This window comes from Microbacterium sp. MPKO10, assembly GCF_026107415.2.
GTDB lineage: Bacteria > Actinomycetota > Actinomycetes > Actinomycetales > Microbacteriaceae > Paramicrobacterium.
This window is the reverse complement of the sequence record NZ_JAPCHX010000007.1, coordinates 1-17,917: the sequence shown is the minus strand read 5'-3', so window position 1 is coordinate 17,917 and position 17,917 is coordinate 1. Positions and strand designations below refer to the sequence as shown.

The following is a 17,917-nucleotide window of genomic DNA, read 5'->3' as shown; positions in this document are numbered from 1 at the left end:
ACGCGCGGCGCGGAATCGTCGCGTGAGATCCGGCATGACGCGTGGCGGAGGAACCCATACCGGACGTGCAGCGCCCGGCATCCGGAACTGACATCCCGCGTTAGCATCCGTCACTGACATCCGGCATCAGCATCCAGCCCCAGCGTCATTCACCGGCATTCGAATCAAACGCCCAGCGCCCAGATTTCTCGCCCGGTCGCTACCCCTTGACCGCACCGATCATGACACCGTTCTTCAGGTGTCGCTGCACGAAGGGGTAGGCGACGAGAATCGGCAGCATCGCAATCACCACGAGCGCCATCTGCAGGGCGATCGGGGCCAGAGGGGCTCCACCCGTCGCGATCTGCTCGCCCACGTTCCCCTGCTGCGCTGTGCCCTGGAGCACGTACGAACGCAGCACCAGCTGCAGTGGCCACAGTCTGTTGTCATTGATGTAGAGCATGGCATTGAAGAAGGCATTCCAGAACGCCACGCCATAGAAGAGCGCCACGACCGCGATGACCGCCTTCGACATCGGAACGACCATGGTGAAGAGAATTCGCCACTCGCCTGCGCCATCGATGCGCGCGCTCTCGAGCACTGAGGCGTCGATGCCCATGAAGAACGATCGCATCACCAGAACGTTGAACGCCGATACAGCGGTCGGCAGAATGAGCGCCCAGAGCGAGTTGATGAGCCCGAGGCTGCTGACGACGAGGTAAGTCGGAATGATCCCGGCACCGAAAAACATCGTGATGAGCGCTGTGAAGAGAATGGGCTTGAAGAACACCATCGACGGTTTCGAGAGACCGTAGGCGCCCAGTATCGTGACAAGAACAGCGATGGCCGTTCCGACGATGGCGACGAACAGGCTCACCCCGATCGCGCGCGTCACGACCCCGCCGGCAAACACCTGCCGATAGGCGCCGAACGTGATCTCTTGAGGAATGATCACGAGGCCACCGGCCTGGCGGATCGTCTCTTCGGTAGAGAGGCTGGTGATGACCACCATCCACAGCGGCAGCAGAACGGCGATGACGATCGCGCCGATCAGGATGCTCTTTGCCAGGCTGCCGCCGAAAGTCGGCTGCTCTTCCCAGATCGGCCGCTGCGCGCCTGCGCGCTTTGCCTTCTTCGCGGGCACGGTCAGGCGTCGGGTCTTGAGTTCTGTGCGAGTCATCGTCGATAAATCCCGTCTTCTCCAAAGATGTGCGCGATCTTGTTCGCACCGAGAACGAGCACAAGGCTCACAATCCCCTTGATTAGCCCCGCCGCGGCGGCGAAGCTCCAGTCGCCGTACTGCACGCCCTCGTAGTACACGAACGTGTCGAGAACCTCGGCCGTAGCGACGCCGACGGCATCACGCTGCAAGAGCATCTGCTCGAACCCGACAGTCAGTGCGTCGCCCAGGCGAAGTATGAGCAGCAGAACAATCGTCGACCGGATGCCGGGAAGGGTGATGTGCCAGAGTCGACGCCAGCGGCTCGCGCCGTCAACCGCTGCCGCTTCGTAGAGAGAGGAGTTGATCGCGGCGAGCGCGGCAAGGAAGAGCACGATGCCCCAACCCGCATCCTTCCAGATCGTCTGCGACGTCAGCAGGGCGAGGAAGACATCGGGATTGGTCATGATCTCGATCGGCTCGGCGCCGTTGGCGCGCAAGATCTGGTTGATGATGCCCGCTCCGCCGAAGATCTGCTGGAAGATCGTCACGACGATGACCCAGCTGAAAAAGTGCGGCAGGTACACGATCGACTGGATGATCGTGCGGACCCTCTCATTCAGCACGCTGTTGAGCACGATCGCGAGGATGATCGGGAGCGGGAAGTAGAAGACGAGCTGCACGACGGTGATGACGACAGTGTTGGAGACTGCACGCCAGAAGCCGCTGTCGGCGAGGACGCGAACAAAGTTGTCGAATCCGACGAACGCGCTGCCGAAGAACCCCGAGTATGGCGAATAGTCGAGGAACGCCACGATGTTGCCCAGAATCGGCAGATAGGTGAACAGAAGAAAGAGCACCAGCATCGGGATGACCATGATCAGCCGCGATCGGTCATTTCGGATGCGTGTGCGTAAACTCAGCTTGCGATGCGGTGCACGTTTGCTCTTCGCGCGCGCGCTCCGTTGTGATCGTGCCGTCTGGCGAGATTGCGCGTCGGATGACTCGGGCTCGCGCCGCACATGCAGGTCAGTCACCGGTCACTCCGTCCTTGGTCGCACCCGGAAGCGCGATTGTCGTCAGCATGTCGCCTCACTTCATCGTGGACGGCCCGATTCGCACGCGGCGTCCTCAATTTACGTCACTAGTATTTCGATATATCTACTCGTTGTCAACAGAGTACAGCTAGTCTTCATCAGAACCACAATCATTGGCTTCGCGGTGTTTTGTGTAGGTGGATAAACCGATATACTGCGAGATGCGACACGCTGACGAAGGAGACACAGTGACCAGCAGGCGAGAGATTCACCGGGTGCTTGCCACCGTCGATTTTGACGACGAGGGCATCGAGCAGCTTCGACGGGCGTTTGAACCGGCATCCTTCACGCATGTGTCAAAACACGACACCGACGCTGTCTCTGCGTTGCTCGGCGAGGCCGACGTCGCTGTGCTCGCCGGCGATCTGGGCGACGAGGTTCTCGCCGCGCCGCATCTGAAGTGGGTGCACTGCGACCACGCCGGCCTCAACGATTCAGCGCGCCAGGATGTATTCGACCGAGGGCTCATCGTCACAGGATCGGCGGGTCGATCCGGAGGCGCACTCGCACAGCACGCGTTCTTCTTCGCGCTCAACTTCGTGTACGACATCCGCTCGACGCTTGCAAAGCAGAGCGCTCACGACTGGAGCGGAGGCGAGGAGTTCCGCAATCGACAGTCGCTGTGGGGGCAGAATCTCACCATCGTCGGCTTCGGGCACACGGGCAAGGCAATGGCCGCCCTGGGGCGTGCGAGCGGAATGCACGTCACCGTGCTCACACGCAGTGACACCCCGAAACCCGCGGATGTCGATGTCTTGCTCAGCACAGACGCCGGCGACACGGTCGACGCCGCGGTGCGCGACGCCGATTTCGTCATGCTCGCGACGAACCTGACCGACGTGTCATTCCACATGATCGCCGCGCCGCAGCTGCGTCTCATGAAGAAGACGGCTGTGATCATCAACATGTCGCGGGGCGCCGTGATCGACGAACCGGCCCTCGTGACAGCGCTGCAGAACGGAGAGATTGCCGGCGCAGGCCTCGACGTGTTCGAGCGCGAGCCGCTGCCCGAGAGCTCTCCACTCTGGGACATGCCGAACGTCTTCATCACTCCGCACGCGACGCCGAAGCTTCCAGACAAGACGCAGCGTTCCATTGACACGATCGTCGCTAACGCAGAACGCTACCGGCGCAACGAGCCTCTACTCAATGCGCTCTCGCCACGCGACCTTTTTACCAAAGGCCGCAGTTGAAGAGGTATTGCGTTGCCCGACGCGCTTCACTCGTCGGCGAGGGCCTCGTCGATTTCTGCGGCGGTCGGAGACGTGGCCGGGCCGACCCGCGTGACCGCCAGAGCCGCCGCGACATTGGCGCGCCTCACGGCGTCGGGTAAAGCCACGCCGCGCAGCAGCGCCGCCGTGAGCACGCCGCCGTGAGCATCACCGGCACCGTTCGAATCGACAGCCGTTATCTCGATCGCCGGGATCCTTTTCGCAGATGATCCCGCACGAGCGAGAATGGCGCCGTGCTCGCCGTCACGAACGATGACGGAGCCGCCGACGCGGATCATGCTACTCAGTCGGTCGGCAGCAGCAGCCCCCTCACCTCCGCCGCTCAGAATCTGCGATTCTCGAGCGTTCAGCGTCAAGATATCGGTGCGGCGAAGGACACGGTCGCGCGTATCGGGGTCGATTTCGCCGATGAGCGGACTCGGGTCGAGGACAATCCGTACGTGCCCGGGTATACCTTCGAGCCACCCGGGAGTTGCTGCCGCGTTGCTCGCATGAGCGAGGCTGTACCCGGAGACGAAGACGATGTCGTTCTCGCGCAGCGTGACCCGCGCAAGGTCGTCTGCCGTCAGCAGCCCCTCGGCTCCGACGGATGTGACGAACGTGCGCTCGGTCGTGGCATCGACAAGCGCCACACAGTATCCGCTATCGACATCGTCGACGCCCGCTTGCACTACGTCGAAGCCACTCTCCGCCAGAGCAGCGCGCACCGTCGACCCGAATGGACCCGTGCCGTACTGCCCCGTGAAGACGACGTCGGCGCCGTCCCGCTTCGCGGCGATCATGGTGTTGAAGCCACCGCCCGCTGTCATCATGGACGAGTGCGCGAGCGTATCGCCGCCCGGTTCCGGAATTGCGTTGATCTGCATCACAAGATCGACAATGACGTTGCCAACGTAGACGAGGCGGCCCTGTTCAGACACGATCGTCAGCCTTCGCCGTTTCAGCGTCATCTGCATTCAGAGGTACCGCACCCGCACGGGCTCCGCCGAGCACGAGGTAGAGGGCACCGGCAATGACGAATGTGAGGACCCATGCGAGGCCGTTCGTGGCGATCCAGGTGTGCGAGAGCAGACCCGTGAACCAGGGAGCATCCGCGGGCCCAACCTTGGAGAAGAGCAGACCCACCACGATGGCAAGCGCCCAGGATCCGAATGCTCGCCACTCGATTCCGCCGCGGTACCAGTAGCCGCTTGTCGCGCGCAGGTCCAGCAGAGCATCCGGATCGTAGTACCGGCGCCCCCTCATATCGACGAGGAACACAGCGAGCCACGCGGTGATCGGGATCGCCAGCACCGAGATGAGCGTGATGAACGGTGTGTAGAAGCTGTCGGCCACGAGCATGAAGTAGAGCGCCCCAAGGAACGTCACGACCACATCGAGCGTCACCGCGTAGACGCGCTTCACCTTGATGCCGAGGGTCAGCGTCGTGAGCCCCGCCGAGTACACCGACAGGTGGTTCGAGAGAAGCAGGCCGCCGAATGCCGCGATCAAGTACGGCACGGCCATCCATGACGGCAGCAGTTCGCGGATCGCTGCGACAGGGTCACTTGCCTCGGCCAGGGAGGGATCGCCGATCGTGACGAGCGACCCGATGCCGATCAGAACGATCAGAGGGATGCCGGCACCTGCCGCCGCCGATGAGATGAGGTGACTGGAACGCACAGACTTCCGCTGGTAGCGCGACATGTCGGCGCCCGCGTTCGCCCAGCCGATTCCCGTGCCCGCCGCGATGACGCTGATCCCGACGAGCATCGCGCTGACCGGCCCCGGCGCTGCGGCGAAGACAGCATCCCAGTTCACTGTCGCGACGATGAACGCGGCGACGACGAGGTTGAGCGCGCCGAAGATCCAGGTGGCCCACTTCTGAATGACAAGGATCGCAGCGTGCCCCAAACCGGAGACGAGCAGTGTGCAGGCTTCGAAGATCACGATGGCAATGATGGCGAGCAGCGGGACCATCTTGGGGTCACCTGACACGCCGAACATGATCGTGAACAGCGACAGCAGCACAAAGGCGCCGGTAGTCGTGTTCACGGTCTCCCAGCCGAGTCGCGAGAGAAGTGAGACGAGAGTCGGGCCGATGTTGCCACGCACACCGAAGACCGCGCGCGAGAGCGTCATGCTCGGTGCTCCGCCGCGGCGGCCGGCGATCGAGACGACTCCGACCAGCGCGAATGCGCCCGCGGCGCCGATGACGGCGACAACGACCGACTGCCAGAAGTTGAGGAGCTGGAACGCGACAAGCGAGGCGCCCAACGGCAGGCCGAGGATGGAGATGTTCGCGGCGAACCAGACCCAGAAGAGCTGCAGCGGGTTGCCGTTGCGCTCAGAGTCGGGAACGGGTTCGATTCCACGCTGTTCAACGCGTGTCGGGATGTTGTCGCTCATGGACGTCCTTGTCGGTCGTATCGGAGGAGTGTCGGGTCAATCAGCTCGTGCGCAGCGCCAGAAGCTGCTGCGCGACGGGCTCGAGTTCCAGTGCGTTCATGGTCAGCACCCGCTGCACAGGGTCGGCTGGCCAAATCGAAGCGCCATGGACAGCGCCAAGCACGGCACCGGCCATCGCGGCGATGGTGTCGGTATCACCACCGAGGTTTGAGGCAAGGCAGAGTGTCTGCCAGGGGTCCGTGGACACCGCGACAAGCGCGACAGCGGCCACAACAGATTCTTGGGATGCTACGGATGTGCCCACCAGCTCGCGGAGAACACGGGGATGCTCGGTGACGGGGGTTTCTTGCAAGAGATCGCTCGCCCACTCGATGCGTGAGGCGATTGAACCGCCAGCTACCCAGTGGCCGCGGCGATCGCCCAGGCGTGCCGCGGCGATCGCTGTGTCAACAGCATCCTGACGTGTACCGCCATCGACGCCGACACTCACGGCGGCGCCGATCGCTGACGCGCTCGCGATGCCGAGTGAGGTGTTGTGGGTGACGGCGCTTGCCTCAACGACGGTGTCGATAAAGGCATGGAGATCCTCGGCCGGCGCAGCAACGCCGATAGGCGCCACCCGCATGGCTGCACCGTTTGTCGCTCCGAAGCGGCCGGACTCGCTTGCCGGAACGCCATCAAGAATCCGCTCGACCGCTCGTTTGGTGGAGGGCCCGAGGAGATCAAGCGATCCCTTCGCTTCCATGGCACGCTCCCAGTCGATGAGCGCCGTCGCGAAGGCCCGCTCATCGATACGCCCGTCGCCGTCGATTACCAACTGAGCCAGTAGAAGGGCCTGCTCGGTGTCGTCTGTGATGCTGCCAGCCGGCATTCCGTGCGCGATCATCTGTCGCGGGCCAGCGTCGATGAGCTGGGTGATCGAGCCGTAGTCTTCGGCGATCTCGTCCGGAGACATCGACTGGGTGGGCATGCCCAGTGCGTCGCCGAGGGCGAGGCCGAGAAGTGCGCCGTGCGCTCGGTCGAGTCGGGATGCCGCGGCCTGCTGCTCGTCGGCAAGGGTCGACGCGATCATTTCAGATCTCCAGACACGACATGCACGCGGAATCGGGCGGGGTCGAGCCAACTAACGACGCGCTCGACGAACGCCCCGTCAGCTGCTCGTGCGATGCGCACAAGGTGCAAGAAAAGCTCTCCGCTCTCACGGCGGAGAATCGCAGCGTCCTCGGGGCTCAGCGGTGCCACGCTGATCCACTGCTCGACGCGGGCGGGTGTGAGCCCTGACGCTGCCATGGTGGCCGCGAGGGAGTTGTCGATGAGCCCCTCCTCAGGAGCACGCGCAAGCGAGCCCACCGCGGGCACTCGGCTTCGCTCGAGTGAAACGGGCTTGCCCTCAGCGACGTGACGCGTGCGGTCTACCGCGAGAAAGTCGACCGAGTCAATCCCCACTGTCGCAGCGAATTCATGATCGACGACGCGCTCCATTCGCAGGATCTGCGAGTCGAACGTCACGTCGCTGCCGACCAGCGGCTGGCCCCAGCTTGTCGAATCGCTGAGCTCGTGGTCGTCGAACATGACGACAGATCCGACGCCGCTGCGGGTCTGAATCAAACGCTCGTTGGCGAGCTCTTGCAGCGCTTTGCGCACGGTTCCCCTGCTGACAGCGAACTGCTCGGCGAGCTCAAGTTCGCCGGGCAGCATTGCACCCCGGCTGTAGCGACCCTGCCGGATCGCTTCCCTGAGTTCGGAGAAGACCAGGTCATGCTTCAGGCTGCGGACGGGTGGTGTCGACATGACTTGTACTGTACCTGTTCACTTGCTGTCCACACAAGTGAAATCCTTCAGTTCATGGCCTCCGGAAAACGATTTTGCGGAACCGCGGCCTTAACGCTGTGATCGTGGCGCAGCCGCGAACGCGACATGCTCAAACCAGCTGAGTGCCCTTTCTGCCATCAACGGGTCTTCGTCGTCATTCCACATTTCGATTGAGACGGGACCGCAAAACTCGGATGCGTCGAGCACGGACAGCACCTTCGGCCACGGCACTTCCCCTTCGCCAAATGGCACCCGCCGGAAGACACCGGGCCGCGCGTCCTTGAACTGCACGGCATAGGCGTGAGGCAGTACCGCCACCAGCTCTCCTACAACATCGAGGGAGTTTCCCGCGTAATTGCCGACGTCGATGTAGAGCTTCACGTCGGGCTTATCGATGTCGGCCAGAAGAGCAATGCCGTCAGCCGCCGACAGAACATCCTGCCCATCGACGTTCTCAATCGCGAGCGTGATGCCAAGTTCGTCGGCGATCGAGGCCGCCGCACGCACCCCGTCAATAAATCGGCCGCGCACATTGTCGTCTCGCGGCCCATCGAACACGAAGTATCCGGCGATCTGCACGCACTCCGCACCGAGATCGCGAGCGAGCCCGAGGGCACCGCGCGCTATGTCGTCGGCACGACGGCGAATGGATGCCTCGGGGCTCCCCCATGGAAAATCGCGATGCGCACTCAGCACGATTGTGCCGATACGACTGCCAGCGTCCGCCGCGCACTGACGCAATTCGGTGCGCTCGCCTTCTGACCACGAGAGTCGCTCCAGCTTCTGCAGGCTGCTGTCAATGGAGAGCTCGACGAAGTCATAACCAGCAGTCGTCGCCTGGCGAAACCGATCGGCCCACGTTCTGCCAGAAAGCGCCTTCTCGTACACGCCGATCGCCGACGATACGCGACGTATCGCCGGCAACCGAGAGTCCCCCCAAGTCATGACCCCGAGCCGATAGGCACCTGCCCGTAGTCCTTCAAGTACCAGGAACGCGAGGCCGCGATCGTCTCGTCGTCGAGCGGCTCGATCTCACCGCGCAGCATGGCCAAGTGCGCAACCTCGGCGCACTCTTCGGTGTACTGCGCGGACCGCAGCGCCCGCTGCGCGTCAGATCCGATCGTGAACACTCCATGCGATTTGATGAGCACAGCAGTACTGTCGCCAACGTGCGTGACGATCTCTTTTCCGATCTCTTCCTCGCCGATCACGGCATAGTCAGACACCGGAATCGGAGCGCCGAAGAGCGCAGCATGCGTTGTCGTGAAAACGGGGATCGCCTCGCCTCGCATCGCAAACGATGTGGCATACGGCGAGTGCGTGTGCACGACACCGTGAATGTCGTCGCGGTGGCGATAGACATACAGGTGCGACGCCGTGTCGACCGATGGCTTGTACGGCCCCTCAACCACAGCACCGTGCAGGTCGACGACGCTCATATCTTCGGCGGTGAGTTCATTGAAGCTCACGCCACTCGGTTTGATGACGACAAGCCCTGATTCCACATCACGCGCACTGACGTTGCCGGATGTTCCGACGACCAGCCCATTCGCCTGCAGGTCGAGATTCGCCTTCCAGACATAGTGCTTGAGTTCTTCGAGCATGATTCCTCCTACAACGCTTCAAGTTGTTCTTCGCCCACGTCGACAGTCACGTCGATGCTGTCGATCTCGTCAGGAATTTCCACACGGAAGCCGAGGTGGTCTGCGACCTTCTCGATGATGCGGCGCGCCGTGAGACCATGCTCCTCCATGAGATAGCGAGCGGATGCTCCATGGGCGAACGTGTCGTCAATGCCGATGCGCACAAGGGGAACCCCCGCACCGATTTCCGCCATGGTCTCGGCGACTTCCGACCCAAGACCGCCAATCACCGTGTGGTTCTCCACGGTGAAGACCGCTTTCTTGGCGGCACGAATCGAGTCGGCAATTGCCGGGTCGTTGAACGGCTTGTGCGTTGTGACGTGCCTGTGTGTAATCGACACCCCGTGTTCCTCGAGCACGCGGGCAGCGCGAATCACTTCTTCTGTGCAGATGCCGCTCGAGAAGATCGTGACGTCTTCGCCCTCTGAGACATGGCGGATGCGGTCGAGCTGCATCGGCTCGTCGAACAGACGCGGAATGGCACCGCGCAGCATCCGAATGTAAACCGGACCGTTCACGGCGTGTGCCACATCGAGAACGGACTCGATGTCTGCCGCATCCCCCACTTCGAGCACCGTCATGTTGGGAAGCCCGCGCATAAGGCTGATGTCTTCGATCGCCTGGTGCGAGACGCCGCCGGGTGTCATGATGCCGGGAAGAAATCCGACCAGCTTGACGGGCAGGTTGGGGTAGCAGATCGACATAGCAAGCTGATCGTACGGGCGGCGAACCAGAAACACAGCAAAGGTGTGCAGGTAGGGCACGAGCCCCTCCCGCGCCATACCGCCGGCCCAGCTGAGCATGTTCTGCTCGGCCATCCCAAGGCTGTAGAACTGCTCGGGGAGTTCCGATTTAAATGCTGCGATTTCAGTGGACCCGGTGAGATCGCCCGAGAGTACGAAAACCTCTGGCTTGTCTTTCGCCCACGACACGATGTTGCGGGAGTGAACCTGAGTCTCGATCATGAGTCTTCCTCCTGAAGCTCTGCGAGTGCCGCCGCGAATGCTGTCTTGTCGTCTTCCGTCTTCGGGCGCACGTAGTGAAGATTAGGCTTGCGGGCGTTGAGGTATGGCATGCCCTTCGCGGTGTCGGTGTAGGCGAGCACAACGAGCGGCTTGCCGTTCCTCTCCTTCGCCTCGACCGCCTCGTTGATCGCCGCGACATCGTGACCGTCGACGACCGCGACCTCCCAGCCGAAGGCTTCAAAGCGCGAGTTGATCGGCTCGACATTCATGATGTCTTTTGTGAGCCCATCGACCTGTTGTCCGTTAACGTCAACAAAAAGCATGAGCTTGTCGAGCTTGAAGAACGCGGCTGCTTGCACACCTTCCCAGGTCTGGCCCTCTTCGAGTTCACCGTCAGACATAAAGACGACGGTGCGGCCGGTATCGCCGCGTAGATGTCGAGCAAATGCGATGCCTCCTGACTGGCTAAGAGCCTGACCGAATGATCCCGTCGTCAACTCGAAGCCGGGCGAATGCTCCGCCCCGATCATCTCGAGCGTGCTGCCGTCAGTGTTGAAACTCTCAAGCTCGCCTTCGGCCAGACGGCCGACGGATTCGAGTGCAGCGTAGATGGCAACGGCATAGTGTGCGGGCGAGATGAGGAAACGATCGCGGTCTTCGGCCTGCTCGCCATGAAAGCGGCCGCCAGACGGAGATCGGTGTTCGCTGCCCGGCACGCCGGTGAACGGCGGCGACGGCAGCGCCTCGGCGAGATCTTCGAGCTTGAGAATCTTCGTGTAGAGCGTTGCAAGAACCTCGGCGGATGACAGCGCCTGGCTCAAATAGCATCCATTTTTCAGAATAGTGAGTTCGAGCACGCGTGCCCGGATGCGCCGGGCGACGCGCTCGGCTTCTTTCTGCCAGGCACCGCCGTCGGATGTGGCGGGCAAACCGCCTGTTGAAGTTTGAGTGACTGTAGACATGTCTCTCCTTATACTGGTGAGAATCGGTAATGTGCGGCCGTCAGCGAGACAAGCTGCGGCCGGGGTCTGTGATGAGGTTGCGAAGCTCGTCGCGAGTCGTAACGACCTGCTCTCCGTATTGCGAGAGCGCGAGCGCGGCCATGGCGCATCCCGACGCGACGGCGTTGTCACGGTCACCGTTGAGCCAGCTGTGAAGGTACCCAGCCGCGAACCCGTCGCCGGCTCCGAGCCTGTCGACGATGTCGACAGGAAACGCCGGAGTGTGCGCCACGACACCGTCGATGGCTGCCCACGCACCCGTGCCCGATCTGCTCATGAGCACAGTGCTGGCGTTCGACATCTCGCTGAGCTGAGCGACGACCGAGTCAGACTCGCCCTGCAACCCATAGAGATCACGGGCATCGTCATAGCGACAGAAGAGGATGTCGGCGTCTTCGATGAATGGACGAAGTGCCTGCGCTGCAGCCTCGCACGACCAAAGGTTCTTGCGATAGTTGACGTCGAACGACACGGTGGCGCCAGCGGCTTTCGCCCGTGTGAACGCCTCGGCGGTGATCGCCAGGGCAGAGTCCGAGAGCGCCGCAGTCAGTCCCGTGAGATGCAGCACGCGCGTGTCGAGCATGCGGTCCCAATCGACGTCCGCGCTCTGCATTCGGGTGAATGCGGTGTCGGCACGATCAAACGTGACCTGTGTCGGACGCGGAGCGCCGGAGTATTCGACGTAGTAGGTGCCGAGGCGCGCTCCGGGAACACGGTGAACCCCGCCAAGATCGACCCCGTATGACCGCAGCTGCGTCTCGACCCGACGGCCGAGAGCCGAGTCGGGCAGGGAGCTGATCCAGCTGGTCGACCAGCCGAGCGACGACAATCCCGCGAGGACATTTGCCTCGGTACCCGCAATGCCAACCTCGAAGCTCGATACCCTGTCGATTCGGTCACCAACGGGAACGCTCAGGCGAATGCCGCCCTCGCCGAATGCCGTTACATCGTAGGTTGCCATTGTGAGCTCCTCTCAGCCTGCTGAATCTCAGTGCGGAGCGATTGCGCCGCCGCTCGAGGATCGTCAGCTTTCACAATGGTGGAGCCGACGGCGACAGCGTCGAAGTTGCCCCGCGGGAAGTGGGCAAGGTCGCCGAGCGCGAGCCCCCCGGCGAGGGTGACTCGCGCATTTCTCCGGTCCACGCTCTCGAGCCGCTCCAGCGTTGTGCGAATTTCGTCGTCGTCTTCGGCTCGAAATCTGCCCGAGCGGTGCGCGATGATGTGGCTGACTCCAGAGTCAACCCACTGCTGCACCTCGTCTTCGGTCCAATTCTCTCCCAACTCAACCTCGACCTCGCCGCCATTCGACTGGGCCGATGCCAGCGCACCGGAGATGACGGTCATACCGGATTCGCCGACTACAGTCACTCGGCTCGCGCCGGCAGAGAACGCGAGGTCCGCGAACTTTCTGCCGGCACGGGCGATGCGAATGTCGGCAACAATCGGGGACTCCGGAAACTCGGCACGCAGTGCCCGCACGGCGTGAAAGCCTTCGCTGAGGCAGAGCACCGTGCCCGCTTCGATCACATCGACCGACGCGGCGGCAGCTCTGGCTGCGGCGAGCGCTTCCGCTGTCGTGAGTGTGTCAAGCGCGAGCTGAACCTGAACGGCAGACATTATTCAGGCTTCGCCAGGCTGAACTGACGACGGGGGTTGTCGTACATGAACTTGTGGATCTGCTCTTCAGAGAAGCCCTCTTCGAGAAGACGCGGGATGAAGCGCTGCTTGATCCACTGCCATCCGGGCCCGAAGCCGTAAACCGTGTGGTGGGAGCGGCGACCCATGTCGTTGCAGAGCATCAGTTGGTCGCCGAAGCCGTCCTTCACGAGCTGGCGAAGCAGGTCGATGCGCACGCTGTCGGGGTAGTACTTTGCCTTGCCCGGGCCGTCGTAAATAAGCGAAGCACCGGTTTCAAGCATCTTGCGGTGATACCAAAGGTCGGGGTTGCGGTCGACGTGCGCAACAGTCATGCGGCGGAGATCGAAGCCTTCAGACGCGGCGATCTCCAGCTGCTCAATCCCCATCGTGCCGCCCGTCGTGTGCGTGCTGATGGGCGCGCCCGTGCGCTGTGCCGCCTGCACGGCGGCACGAATGACCATGTCCTCACCAGGGGTCACATACATGTAGGCAGTGCCGACCTTAATCCAGCCAGCCTTGCCGGTCGTTCCTCCCATACCGGTTTCAATATCGTCGACCATCTCCTGCGCGATGTTGTCGACGCCGCGGTCGGTGATGTTCTCTTCCATACCGTGCTCTTGGCAGATGTAACCGGTGCACGCGATGACGTGAACGCCCGCCTCTTTAGAAGCATCGATCATTCCTTGCGGGTCACGGCCCCAGGTCTTCGGCGTAGCCTCGATGATCGTGCCGCCGCCGATTTCCTTGTACTCGGTGAGCATCTGCACGCCCTTGGCGTAATCATCGAGCATGTGGTCCTGCTCGTTCTTGCTCCCATGCCCCTGAGGGTGAGTGAAGATGTGCTCGTGGGGCATTGTGTAACCCATCTCAGTCGAGTCGACGTCGCCGAGTACCGTACGAAAAATGTCAGTCATGATCTGATTCCTTTGCTTCTTGTGTGCGGACGAGTGAGCTATTTCAACTTGATGCGGTTCAGGCTTGAAGTGTCGATGTCTTCGAAGCTGCGTCCCTTTGTCTCCGTTGCGAAGAGATAGAGGATGCCGCCGATGACAAGGAGTCCCGCCATGATGAGGAACGCGGGCACGACCGCATCCTGAGTCGCCTCTGGAGAGATGAGGTTTCCGCTGCCGGACACGATCGCGAGGAGGGCAGGCCCAAACACCTTGCCGAGCGCACCGATGCCGTACGCCATGCCGAGCCCGGTGGCTCGAACGTTTGACGGGAACATCTCAGATGTGAACGTATTGATGATTCCAAATGAACCGTCTCCGAAGAGGAAAGCACCAAGCACACCGATATAGAACACGGATACTCCGAACCAGACGGCGTCCCCTGACAATGCCGAGAGGGTTACGAAGCCTGCACCGACGACACCACTTACGAGCATGGTCGAACGGCGGCCGATTACGTCGGCGATGCGCGAAGAGAAGAGCCGGCCGATGAGCGACGCCAGACTTACCAGCACGAACAGCTCCGCGGCCTGTGCGGGTTCGATGCGCATGAGTTGCGTCAGAAGCGTCGGCCCCCATGCCTGAACGGATGCCGAGGCGGTAATGAAGCAGAATGAACCGATCGTCGCGATCAACAGCGGCTTGCGGTGATTGCGCCACACCTCCCCGAATCCGACCGCTGACTGCGCGAACGCCTCGACTGGCGGCAGCACGACGTCTGCGGGGTCCATGTGGCGGTACCAGGCGACGTTTGTGCGCGCTTCCTCGAATCGTCCCTGCTGGATCAGCCACCGCGGCGACTCCCTGACGATGACACGAATGGGGAAGACGAGAACGACGGGAATCAAACCGAGGAGGAGCAACCCGCGCCAGCCTAGAGTGTCGCCCCAGAGAGCTGAAGCCTGGGCGCCGAGGAACAGTCCGACAGGGATGAAGACGACAGCGAGTCCGGCGATGCGACCGCGGTGCTTGGACGGCACGAACTCCGAAATCAGCGGAATATCGACGACAGGAAGGCCACCGACACCGAATCCGACGACCACGCGAAGTAACGCGAAGAGAATCCATGCACCGTCCGGAATTGCTGCGCAGACTCCGGTTCCGACGGAGAATACGATAACCGTCCATAAGAATGTGGGACGGCGACCGATCTTGTCGGCAATGCGGCCCCAAAACAACGCACCCAGCGTCGTGCCGACTCCGCCGGAGAGGAGAATAACGGCGCTCTCCCCAAACGTGAGCTGCCACGGTCCGGCAATAATCGACAGGATGAAGCCGATTATGAAGAAGTCAAAGAACTCGACGGTATTGCTCACCACGGCCGCACCGACTAGGAGCCGCTGACGTCGAGTGAGCGGACTCTGTTCGATCGCCGCGATCTCTGATGGAACTGTTCCCGGTTGTGACATGCTCGCTCTCCCTTGAGTGAGGTGAGAAAAGGACTATGGCCGGGCGAAGGTGCCCGAGCGATTCAGCCACTGTAGGCATGCTCTCACCGAATCGATAAGCATCTCATGAGCATCCGCTCTTGAACTCCCGCAAAGCTCTCGCTAGATTGGCGCAATGGTGCCGAACACAGCAACACGCGCCCAACGCAAGTTGAGCATCCGTTCACAGCTTGTCCAAAGTTTGTGGGCAGAGGAGCCCGAGCGACGGCGCGCAATGCTGCTTCTGGATGTCGCACGACAGTACTACGAGTACGGAATGGGCCAGGCCGAGATCGCTCAGGCGACCGGCTACTCGCGCCCAACTGTCGGACGGATGCTAGCCGAAGCGCGCGAGGTCGGCATCGTCAACATTCAAATCACGCACCCTCTGGAGCGCAGCGTCTCGCTCGAGCAGACAATTCAATTGCGCTACGGCATACAGCACGTGCGCGTGGCCCCGCGTTCACCGGTGAGCGACGGCATTGTCGAGGTCGGAAAGTCGTGTGCGACGCTCTTGGAGTCGGTGTTGCAACCGGGTATGTCCCTCGGACTGTCGAATGGGCGTATTCACAATGCGATGGTAGCTGAGCTCCATCATGCAAAGTCGCGCGGCGTGACGGTGGTGCAAATGGTGGGAGGTCTGTCACGGAACACTCGTCTTCTCGACGGCGATGAGCTGTGTCGGCGTGCGGCTGAAGCGCTCGGAGGCGTTTCGCACAGTCTTCCCGCTCCTCTTCTTGCGCGGGATGCGAATGCCGCGAAGGCTCTTGCCGCAACCCCTGAAGTGGCACGGACTCTCGAACTGGCTGGAAGCGTCGATGTCGCGGTGATCGGGATCGGGGCGGGCTTCCGACATCCGGCCAGCGTCTTCAGTGGCACGCTCACGGGCGATACGGTGCGGACGCTGCACAAACACGGTGCTGTCGGCCACATTCTAGGGCGGTTCGTTGACTCGCGGGGGAATCCGGTGACGAGCACGCTCGATGATCGAGTTATCGGAACATCGCTCGGTGCGCTTCGCGACATCCCGTTCGTCGTCGCGGTTGCCGCGGGCACGGAGAAAGCACCTGCGATCGCAGCGGCATTACGTGCCGGGCTCATCGACGTGCTACTTGTGGACGTCACGGCCGCGCAGGAGCTTGCGCACCTGCCAGAGTCTCCAACGAGAACCCCGTAGCCATGATCTCATTGCTCCTCCCTGCGATCTCCATTGTGTCTGGCCCGCGGAACCCTGAACGGCTCGGCTAGCCAGCGCAGGAGACAATCGCGTACAGGCCTGTGGAGGTATGCTCCATGATGGTTTCTCCGTCACGAATAACGGTGCACGTAATGGACGAGCCATTGTTCATCTGCGCGCTGAAGTTCACGAATCCGCTGCTCGACGTGAAGTACTTTTCCCACGGCAGTGAGGCGTTTGCATCTTGTTGGACGCTGTAGCTATCCGGGCCCATCCAGGTGATCAACGCGGAACTTCCGTTCCCTGTGACACGATATGTCGTTCCAGACAACGGCACAGTCAGAACGATTGCGGTATCAGCAGATGTGACCGTGCCCGCTGCAATGCTCTGCTTTGTAACTTCGAGGTCAGAATCGTGAGTCAACGTCACTTCAGTGAACCCTGCCTCTTCAAGCTGGTCAATCGCCTCGGACGCGCTCACTCCCACAACATCCGGAACTTTGTAGCCCAAGGTCATGGTGACCTCGCTGAATGGCTCGAGTTCTGTTCCGGGCGCGGGGTCAACCGATCTCACAAAGTCACCGTCTCCTTCCGTGGCGGAAGTTAAGAATGCAGTCTTCACCTCCTGCTCCGCATCTAATGTGCTCAGACCAGAGAGCTGAGGAACAGAGGCCAATGGAGCGTCAACGGTCAGCTCAAGAGTTGACCCTGCGGCAACTTCTGATCCAGGCGAGTTTGCCTGCTCGAGAACTTTCCAATCATCACCCGGCGTGTTGTCCCCAAAATTGTGTTGAACGTGAAATGACAAGGCTTCGAGGGCATCAACAGCTTCGCGGTAAGAAACGCCGACGACCTTCGGCACAGTCACCAGAGCAGGGGAGATGTTGATCGTGATCGTGTCACCTTCATACACGGTTTCTCCCACACCAGGGTCTTGACTGGCAACACTCGTGAACTGATTCTCAAGGCCATCTGCCTCAGAACTGACGTGGAGATCGGAATGGAGATCAAGATCCGATATGGCAGATTTGGCCGAATCGGCTGTCAGCCCGGCCAGGTCTGGCACTGTCCGGCGGTTGCCCAAATCGGTCGCCAGCCACACGCCTCCGATGAGCACGAGTGCACTCGTCGCAACAATGCCCACGAGCTTGATCGCACGCTTCTTGTTAAACGTCCGTCTTCGAGGCTTGATCTTCGCAAACGTTCTGTGAGTAAGGCCACTACTTGGATCCGGAGTATTCCCGCGCAACTGTCTGCCTCCGTCCGCAGCTGAGCCGCAACCGTGGTCCGGCTCACTCCTTGTGGATACGCTTGCACGCCTTGCACATGACGGCGGCGCTTCAGCACACCCTTTTGGCTCAAACTAGGTGAAGCATGACGTAATGTCGTTCCCCACTTCAGGGAGCCCCCAGGTGGGGTACAGGAGGTTCGACTTCCGAAATGACCGAC

17 protein-coding genes are annotated in these 17,917 nt (G+C 61.6%); 2 read left to right on the top strand and 15 right to left on the bottom strand.

Going from position 1 to position 17,917, the window contains the following annotated elements:
- Positions 1 to 199 precede the first annotated feature (199 nt).
- Both OK352_RS16230 and OK352_RS16225 read right to left on the bottom strand, forming a co-directional pair.
- On the bottom strand, positions 200 to 1,159 hold the full coding sequence (locus tag OK352_RS16230; RefSeq protein WP_265142563.1) for a carbohydrate ABC transporter permease: 960 nt from the start codon (positions 1,157 to 1,159) through the stop codon (positions 200 to 202).
- Positions 1,156 to 2,166: an ABC transporter permease gene (locus tag OK352_RS16225; RefSeq protein ID WP_265142637.1), complete on the bottom strand. Its 1,011-nt coding sequence runs from the start codon at positions 2,164 to 2,166 to the stop codon at positions 1,156 to 1,158. The genes OK352_RS16230 and OK352_RS16225 overlap by 4 nt, the downstream gene beginning before the upstream one ends.
- A 257-nt stretch (positions 2,167 to 2,423) precedes the next feature.
- Here OK352_RS16225 and OK352_RS16220 point away from each other — a divergent pair, with 257 nt between their 5' ends.
- Positions 2,424 to 3,428, top strand: a complete 1,005-nt coding sequence (locus OK352_RS16220; RefSeq protein WP_265142562.1) for a D-2-hydroxyacid dehydrogenase — start codon at positions 2,424 to 2,426, stop codon at positions 3,426 to 3,428.
- Between the two features lie 26 nt (positions 3,429 to 3,454).
- Here OK352_RS16220 and OK352_RS16215 read toward each other — a convergent pair whose 3' ends face one another.
- The 12 genes from OK352_RS16215 to OK352_RS16160 all read right to left on the bottom strand — a co-directional run bounded on the left by OK352_RS16215 (position 3,455) and on the right by OK352_RS16160 (position 15,273).
- Positions 3,455 to 4,387, bottom strand: coding sequence for a PfkB family carbohydrate kinase (locus OK352_RS16215; RefSeq protein ID WP_265142561.1), 933 nt, complete (start codon positions 4,385 to 4,387; stop codon positions 3,455 to 3,457).
- Positions 4,380 to 5,855: a purine-cytosine permease family protein gene (locus OK352_RS16210; protein ID WP_265142560.1), complete on the bottom strand. Its 1,476-nt coding sequence runs from the start codon at positions 5,853 to 5,855 to the stop codon at positions 4,380 to 4,382. Before OK352_RS16210 ends, OK352_RS16215 begins: the two co-directional genes overlap by 8 nt.
- Before the next feature lie 40 nt (positions 5,856 to 5,895).
- On the bottom strand, positions 5,896 to 6,927 hold the full coding sequence (locus OK352_RS16205; RefSeq protein ID WP_265142559.1) for an ADP-ribosylglycohydrolase family protein: 1,032 nt from the start codon (positions 6,925 to 6,927) through the stop codon (positions 5,896 to 5,898).
- Positions 6,924 to 7,646, bottom strand: a complete 723-nt coding sequence (locus tag OK352_RS16200) for a GntR family transcriptional regulator (RefSeq protein WP_265142558.1) — start codon at positions 7,644 to 7,646, stop codon at positions 6,924 to 6,926. The genes OK352_RS16205 and OK352_RS16200 overlap by 4 nt, the downstream gene beginning before the upstream one ends.
- Positions 7,647 to 7,736: 90 nt before the next feature.
- A complete protein-coding gene (locus tag OK352_RS16195; RefSeq protein WP_265142557.1) occupies positions 7,737 to 8,612 on the bottom strand; it encodes an L-ribulose-5-phosphate 3-epimerase in 876 nt (291 codons plus the stop codon).
- Positions 8,609 to 9,271 (bottom strand): L-ribulose-5-phosphate 4-epimerase, encoded by a 663-nt coding sequence (locus OK352_RS16190; protein WP_265142556.1) that lies wholly within the window; start codon positions 9,269 to 9,271, stop codon positions 8,609 to 8,611. Before OK352_RS16190 ends, OK352_RS16195 begins: the two co-directional genes overlap by 4 nt.
- Positions 9,272 to 9,279: 8 nt before the next feature.
- Entirely contained in the window at positions 9,280 to 10,275 is a 996-nt protein-coding gene (locus tag OK352_RS16185) for a transketolase family protein (protein ID WP_265142555.1), read from the bottom strand.
- Entirely contained in the window at positions 10,272 to 11,237 is a 966-nt protein-coding gene (locus OK352_RS16180) for a transketolase (protein WP_265142554.1), read from the bottom strand. The genes OK352_RS16185 and OK352_RS16180 overlap by 4 nt, the downstream gene beginning before the upstream one ends.
- 40 nt (positions 11,238 to 11,277) lie before the next feature.
- Positions 11,278 to 12,237: a sugar kinase gene (locus tag OK352_RS16175; protein ID WP_265142553.1), complete on the bottom strand. Its 960-nt coding sequence runs from the start codon at positions 12,235 to 12,237 to the stop codon at positions 11,278 to 11,280.
- Positions 12,219 to 12,893 carry an orotidine 5'-phosphate decarboxylase / HUMPS family protein gene (locus tag OK352_RS16170; RefSeq protein WP_265142552.1) on the bottom strand — a complete coding sequence of 225 codons (675 nt, stop codon included), beginning with the start codon at positions 12,891 to 12,893 and terminating at the stop codon, positions 12,219 to 12,221. The genes OK352_RS16175 and OK352_RS16170 overlap by 19 nt, the downstream gene beginning before the upstream one ends.
- Positions 12,893 to 13,828, bottom strand: a complete 936-nt coding sequence (locus OK352_RS16165; RefSeq protein ID WP_265142551.1) for a phosphotriesterase family protein — start codon at positions 13,826 to 13,828, stop codon at positions 12,893 to 12,895. Before OK352_RS16165 ends, OK352_RS16170 begins: the two co-directional genes overlap by 1 nt.
- 38 nt (positions 13,829 to 13,866) lie before the next feature.
- On the bottom strand, positions 13,867 to 15,273 hold the full coding sequence (locus OK352_RS16160; RefSeq protein WP_265142550.1) for an MFS transporter: 1,407 nt from the start codon (positions 15,271 to 15,273) through the stop codon (positions 13,867 to 13,869).
- Positions 15,274 to 15,427: 154 nt separating this feature from the next.
- On the opposite strand from OK352_RS16160, the gene OK352_RS16155 reads away from it, so the two are divergent.
- The gene (locus tag OK352_RS16155; RefSeq protein WP_265142549.1) at positions 15,428 to 16,468 is read left to right on the top strand and encodes a sugar-binding transcriptional regulator; all 1,041 of its coding nucleotides are present in this window, start codon (positions 15,428 to 15,430) and stop codon (positions 16,466 to 16,468) included.
- Between the two features lie 67 nt (positions 16,469 to 16,535).
- Here the strand turns inward: OK352_RS16155 and OK352_RS16150 are convergent, their stop codons facing one another.
- Positions 16,536 to 17,612 carry an MmpS family transport accessory protein gene (locus OK352_RS16150; protein ID WP_265142548.1) on the bottom strand — a complete coding sequence of 359 codons (1,077 nt, stop codon included), beginning with the start codon at positions 17,610 to 17,612 and terminating at the stop codon, positions 16,536 to 16,538.
- Positions 17,613 to 17,917 lie beyond the last annotated feature (305 nt).

Coding starts and splice junctions, on each gene's coding strand:
- OK352_RS16200 (WP_265142558.1), bottom strand. CDS start 7,646: ATGTCGACACCACCCGTCCGCAGCCTGAAGCATGACCTGGTCTTCTCC.
- OK352_RS16175 (WP_265142553.1), bottom strand. CDS start 12,237: ATGGCAACCTACGATGTAACGGCATTCGGCGAGGGCGGCATTCGCCTG.
- OK352_RS16170 (WP_265142552.1), bottom strand. CDS start 12,893: ATGTCTGCCGTTCAGGTTCAGCTCGCGCTTGACACACTCACGACAGCG.
- OK352_RS16185 (WP_265142555.1), bottom strand. CDS start 10,275: ATGATCGAGACTCAGGTTCACTCCCGCAACATCGTGTCGTGGGCGAAA.
- OK352_RS16180 (WP_265142554.1), bottom strand. CDS start 11,237: ATGTCTACAGTCACTCAAACTTCAACAGGCGGTTTGCCCGCCACATCC.
- OK352_RS16190 (WP_265142556.1), bottom strand. CDS start 9,271: ATGCTCGAAGAACTCAAGCACTATGTCTGGAAGGCGAATCTCGACCTG.
- OK352_RS16160 (WP_265142550.1), bottom strand. CDS start 15,273: ATGTCACAACCGGGAACAGTTCCATCAGAGATCGCGGCGATCGAACAG.
- OK352_RS16195 (WP_265142557.1), bottom strand. CDS start 8,612: ATGACTTGGGGGGACTCTCGGTTGCCGGCGATACGTCGCGTATCGTCG.
- OK352_RS16230 (WP_265142563.1), bottom strand. CDS start 1,159: ATGACTCGCACAGAACTCAAGACCCGACGCCTGACCGTGCCCGCGAAG.
- OK352_RS16210 (WP_265142560.1), bottom strand. CDS start 5,855: ATGAGCGACAACATCCCGACACGCGTTGAACAGCGTGGAATCGAACCC.
- OK352_RS16205 (WP_265142559.1), bottom strand. CDS start 6,927: ATGATCGCGTCGACCCTTGCCGACGAGCAGCAGGCCGCGGCATCCCGA.
- OK352_RS16165 (WP_265142551.1), bottom strand. CDS start 13,828: ATGACTGACATTTTTCGTACGGTACTCGGCGACGTCGACTCGACTGAG.
- OK352_RS16155 (WP_265142549.1), top strand. CDS start 15,428: ATGGTGCCGAACACAGCAACACGCGCCCAACGCAAGTTGAGCATCCGT.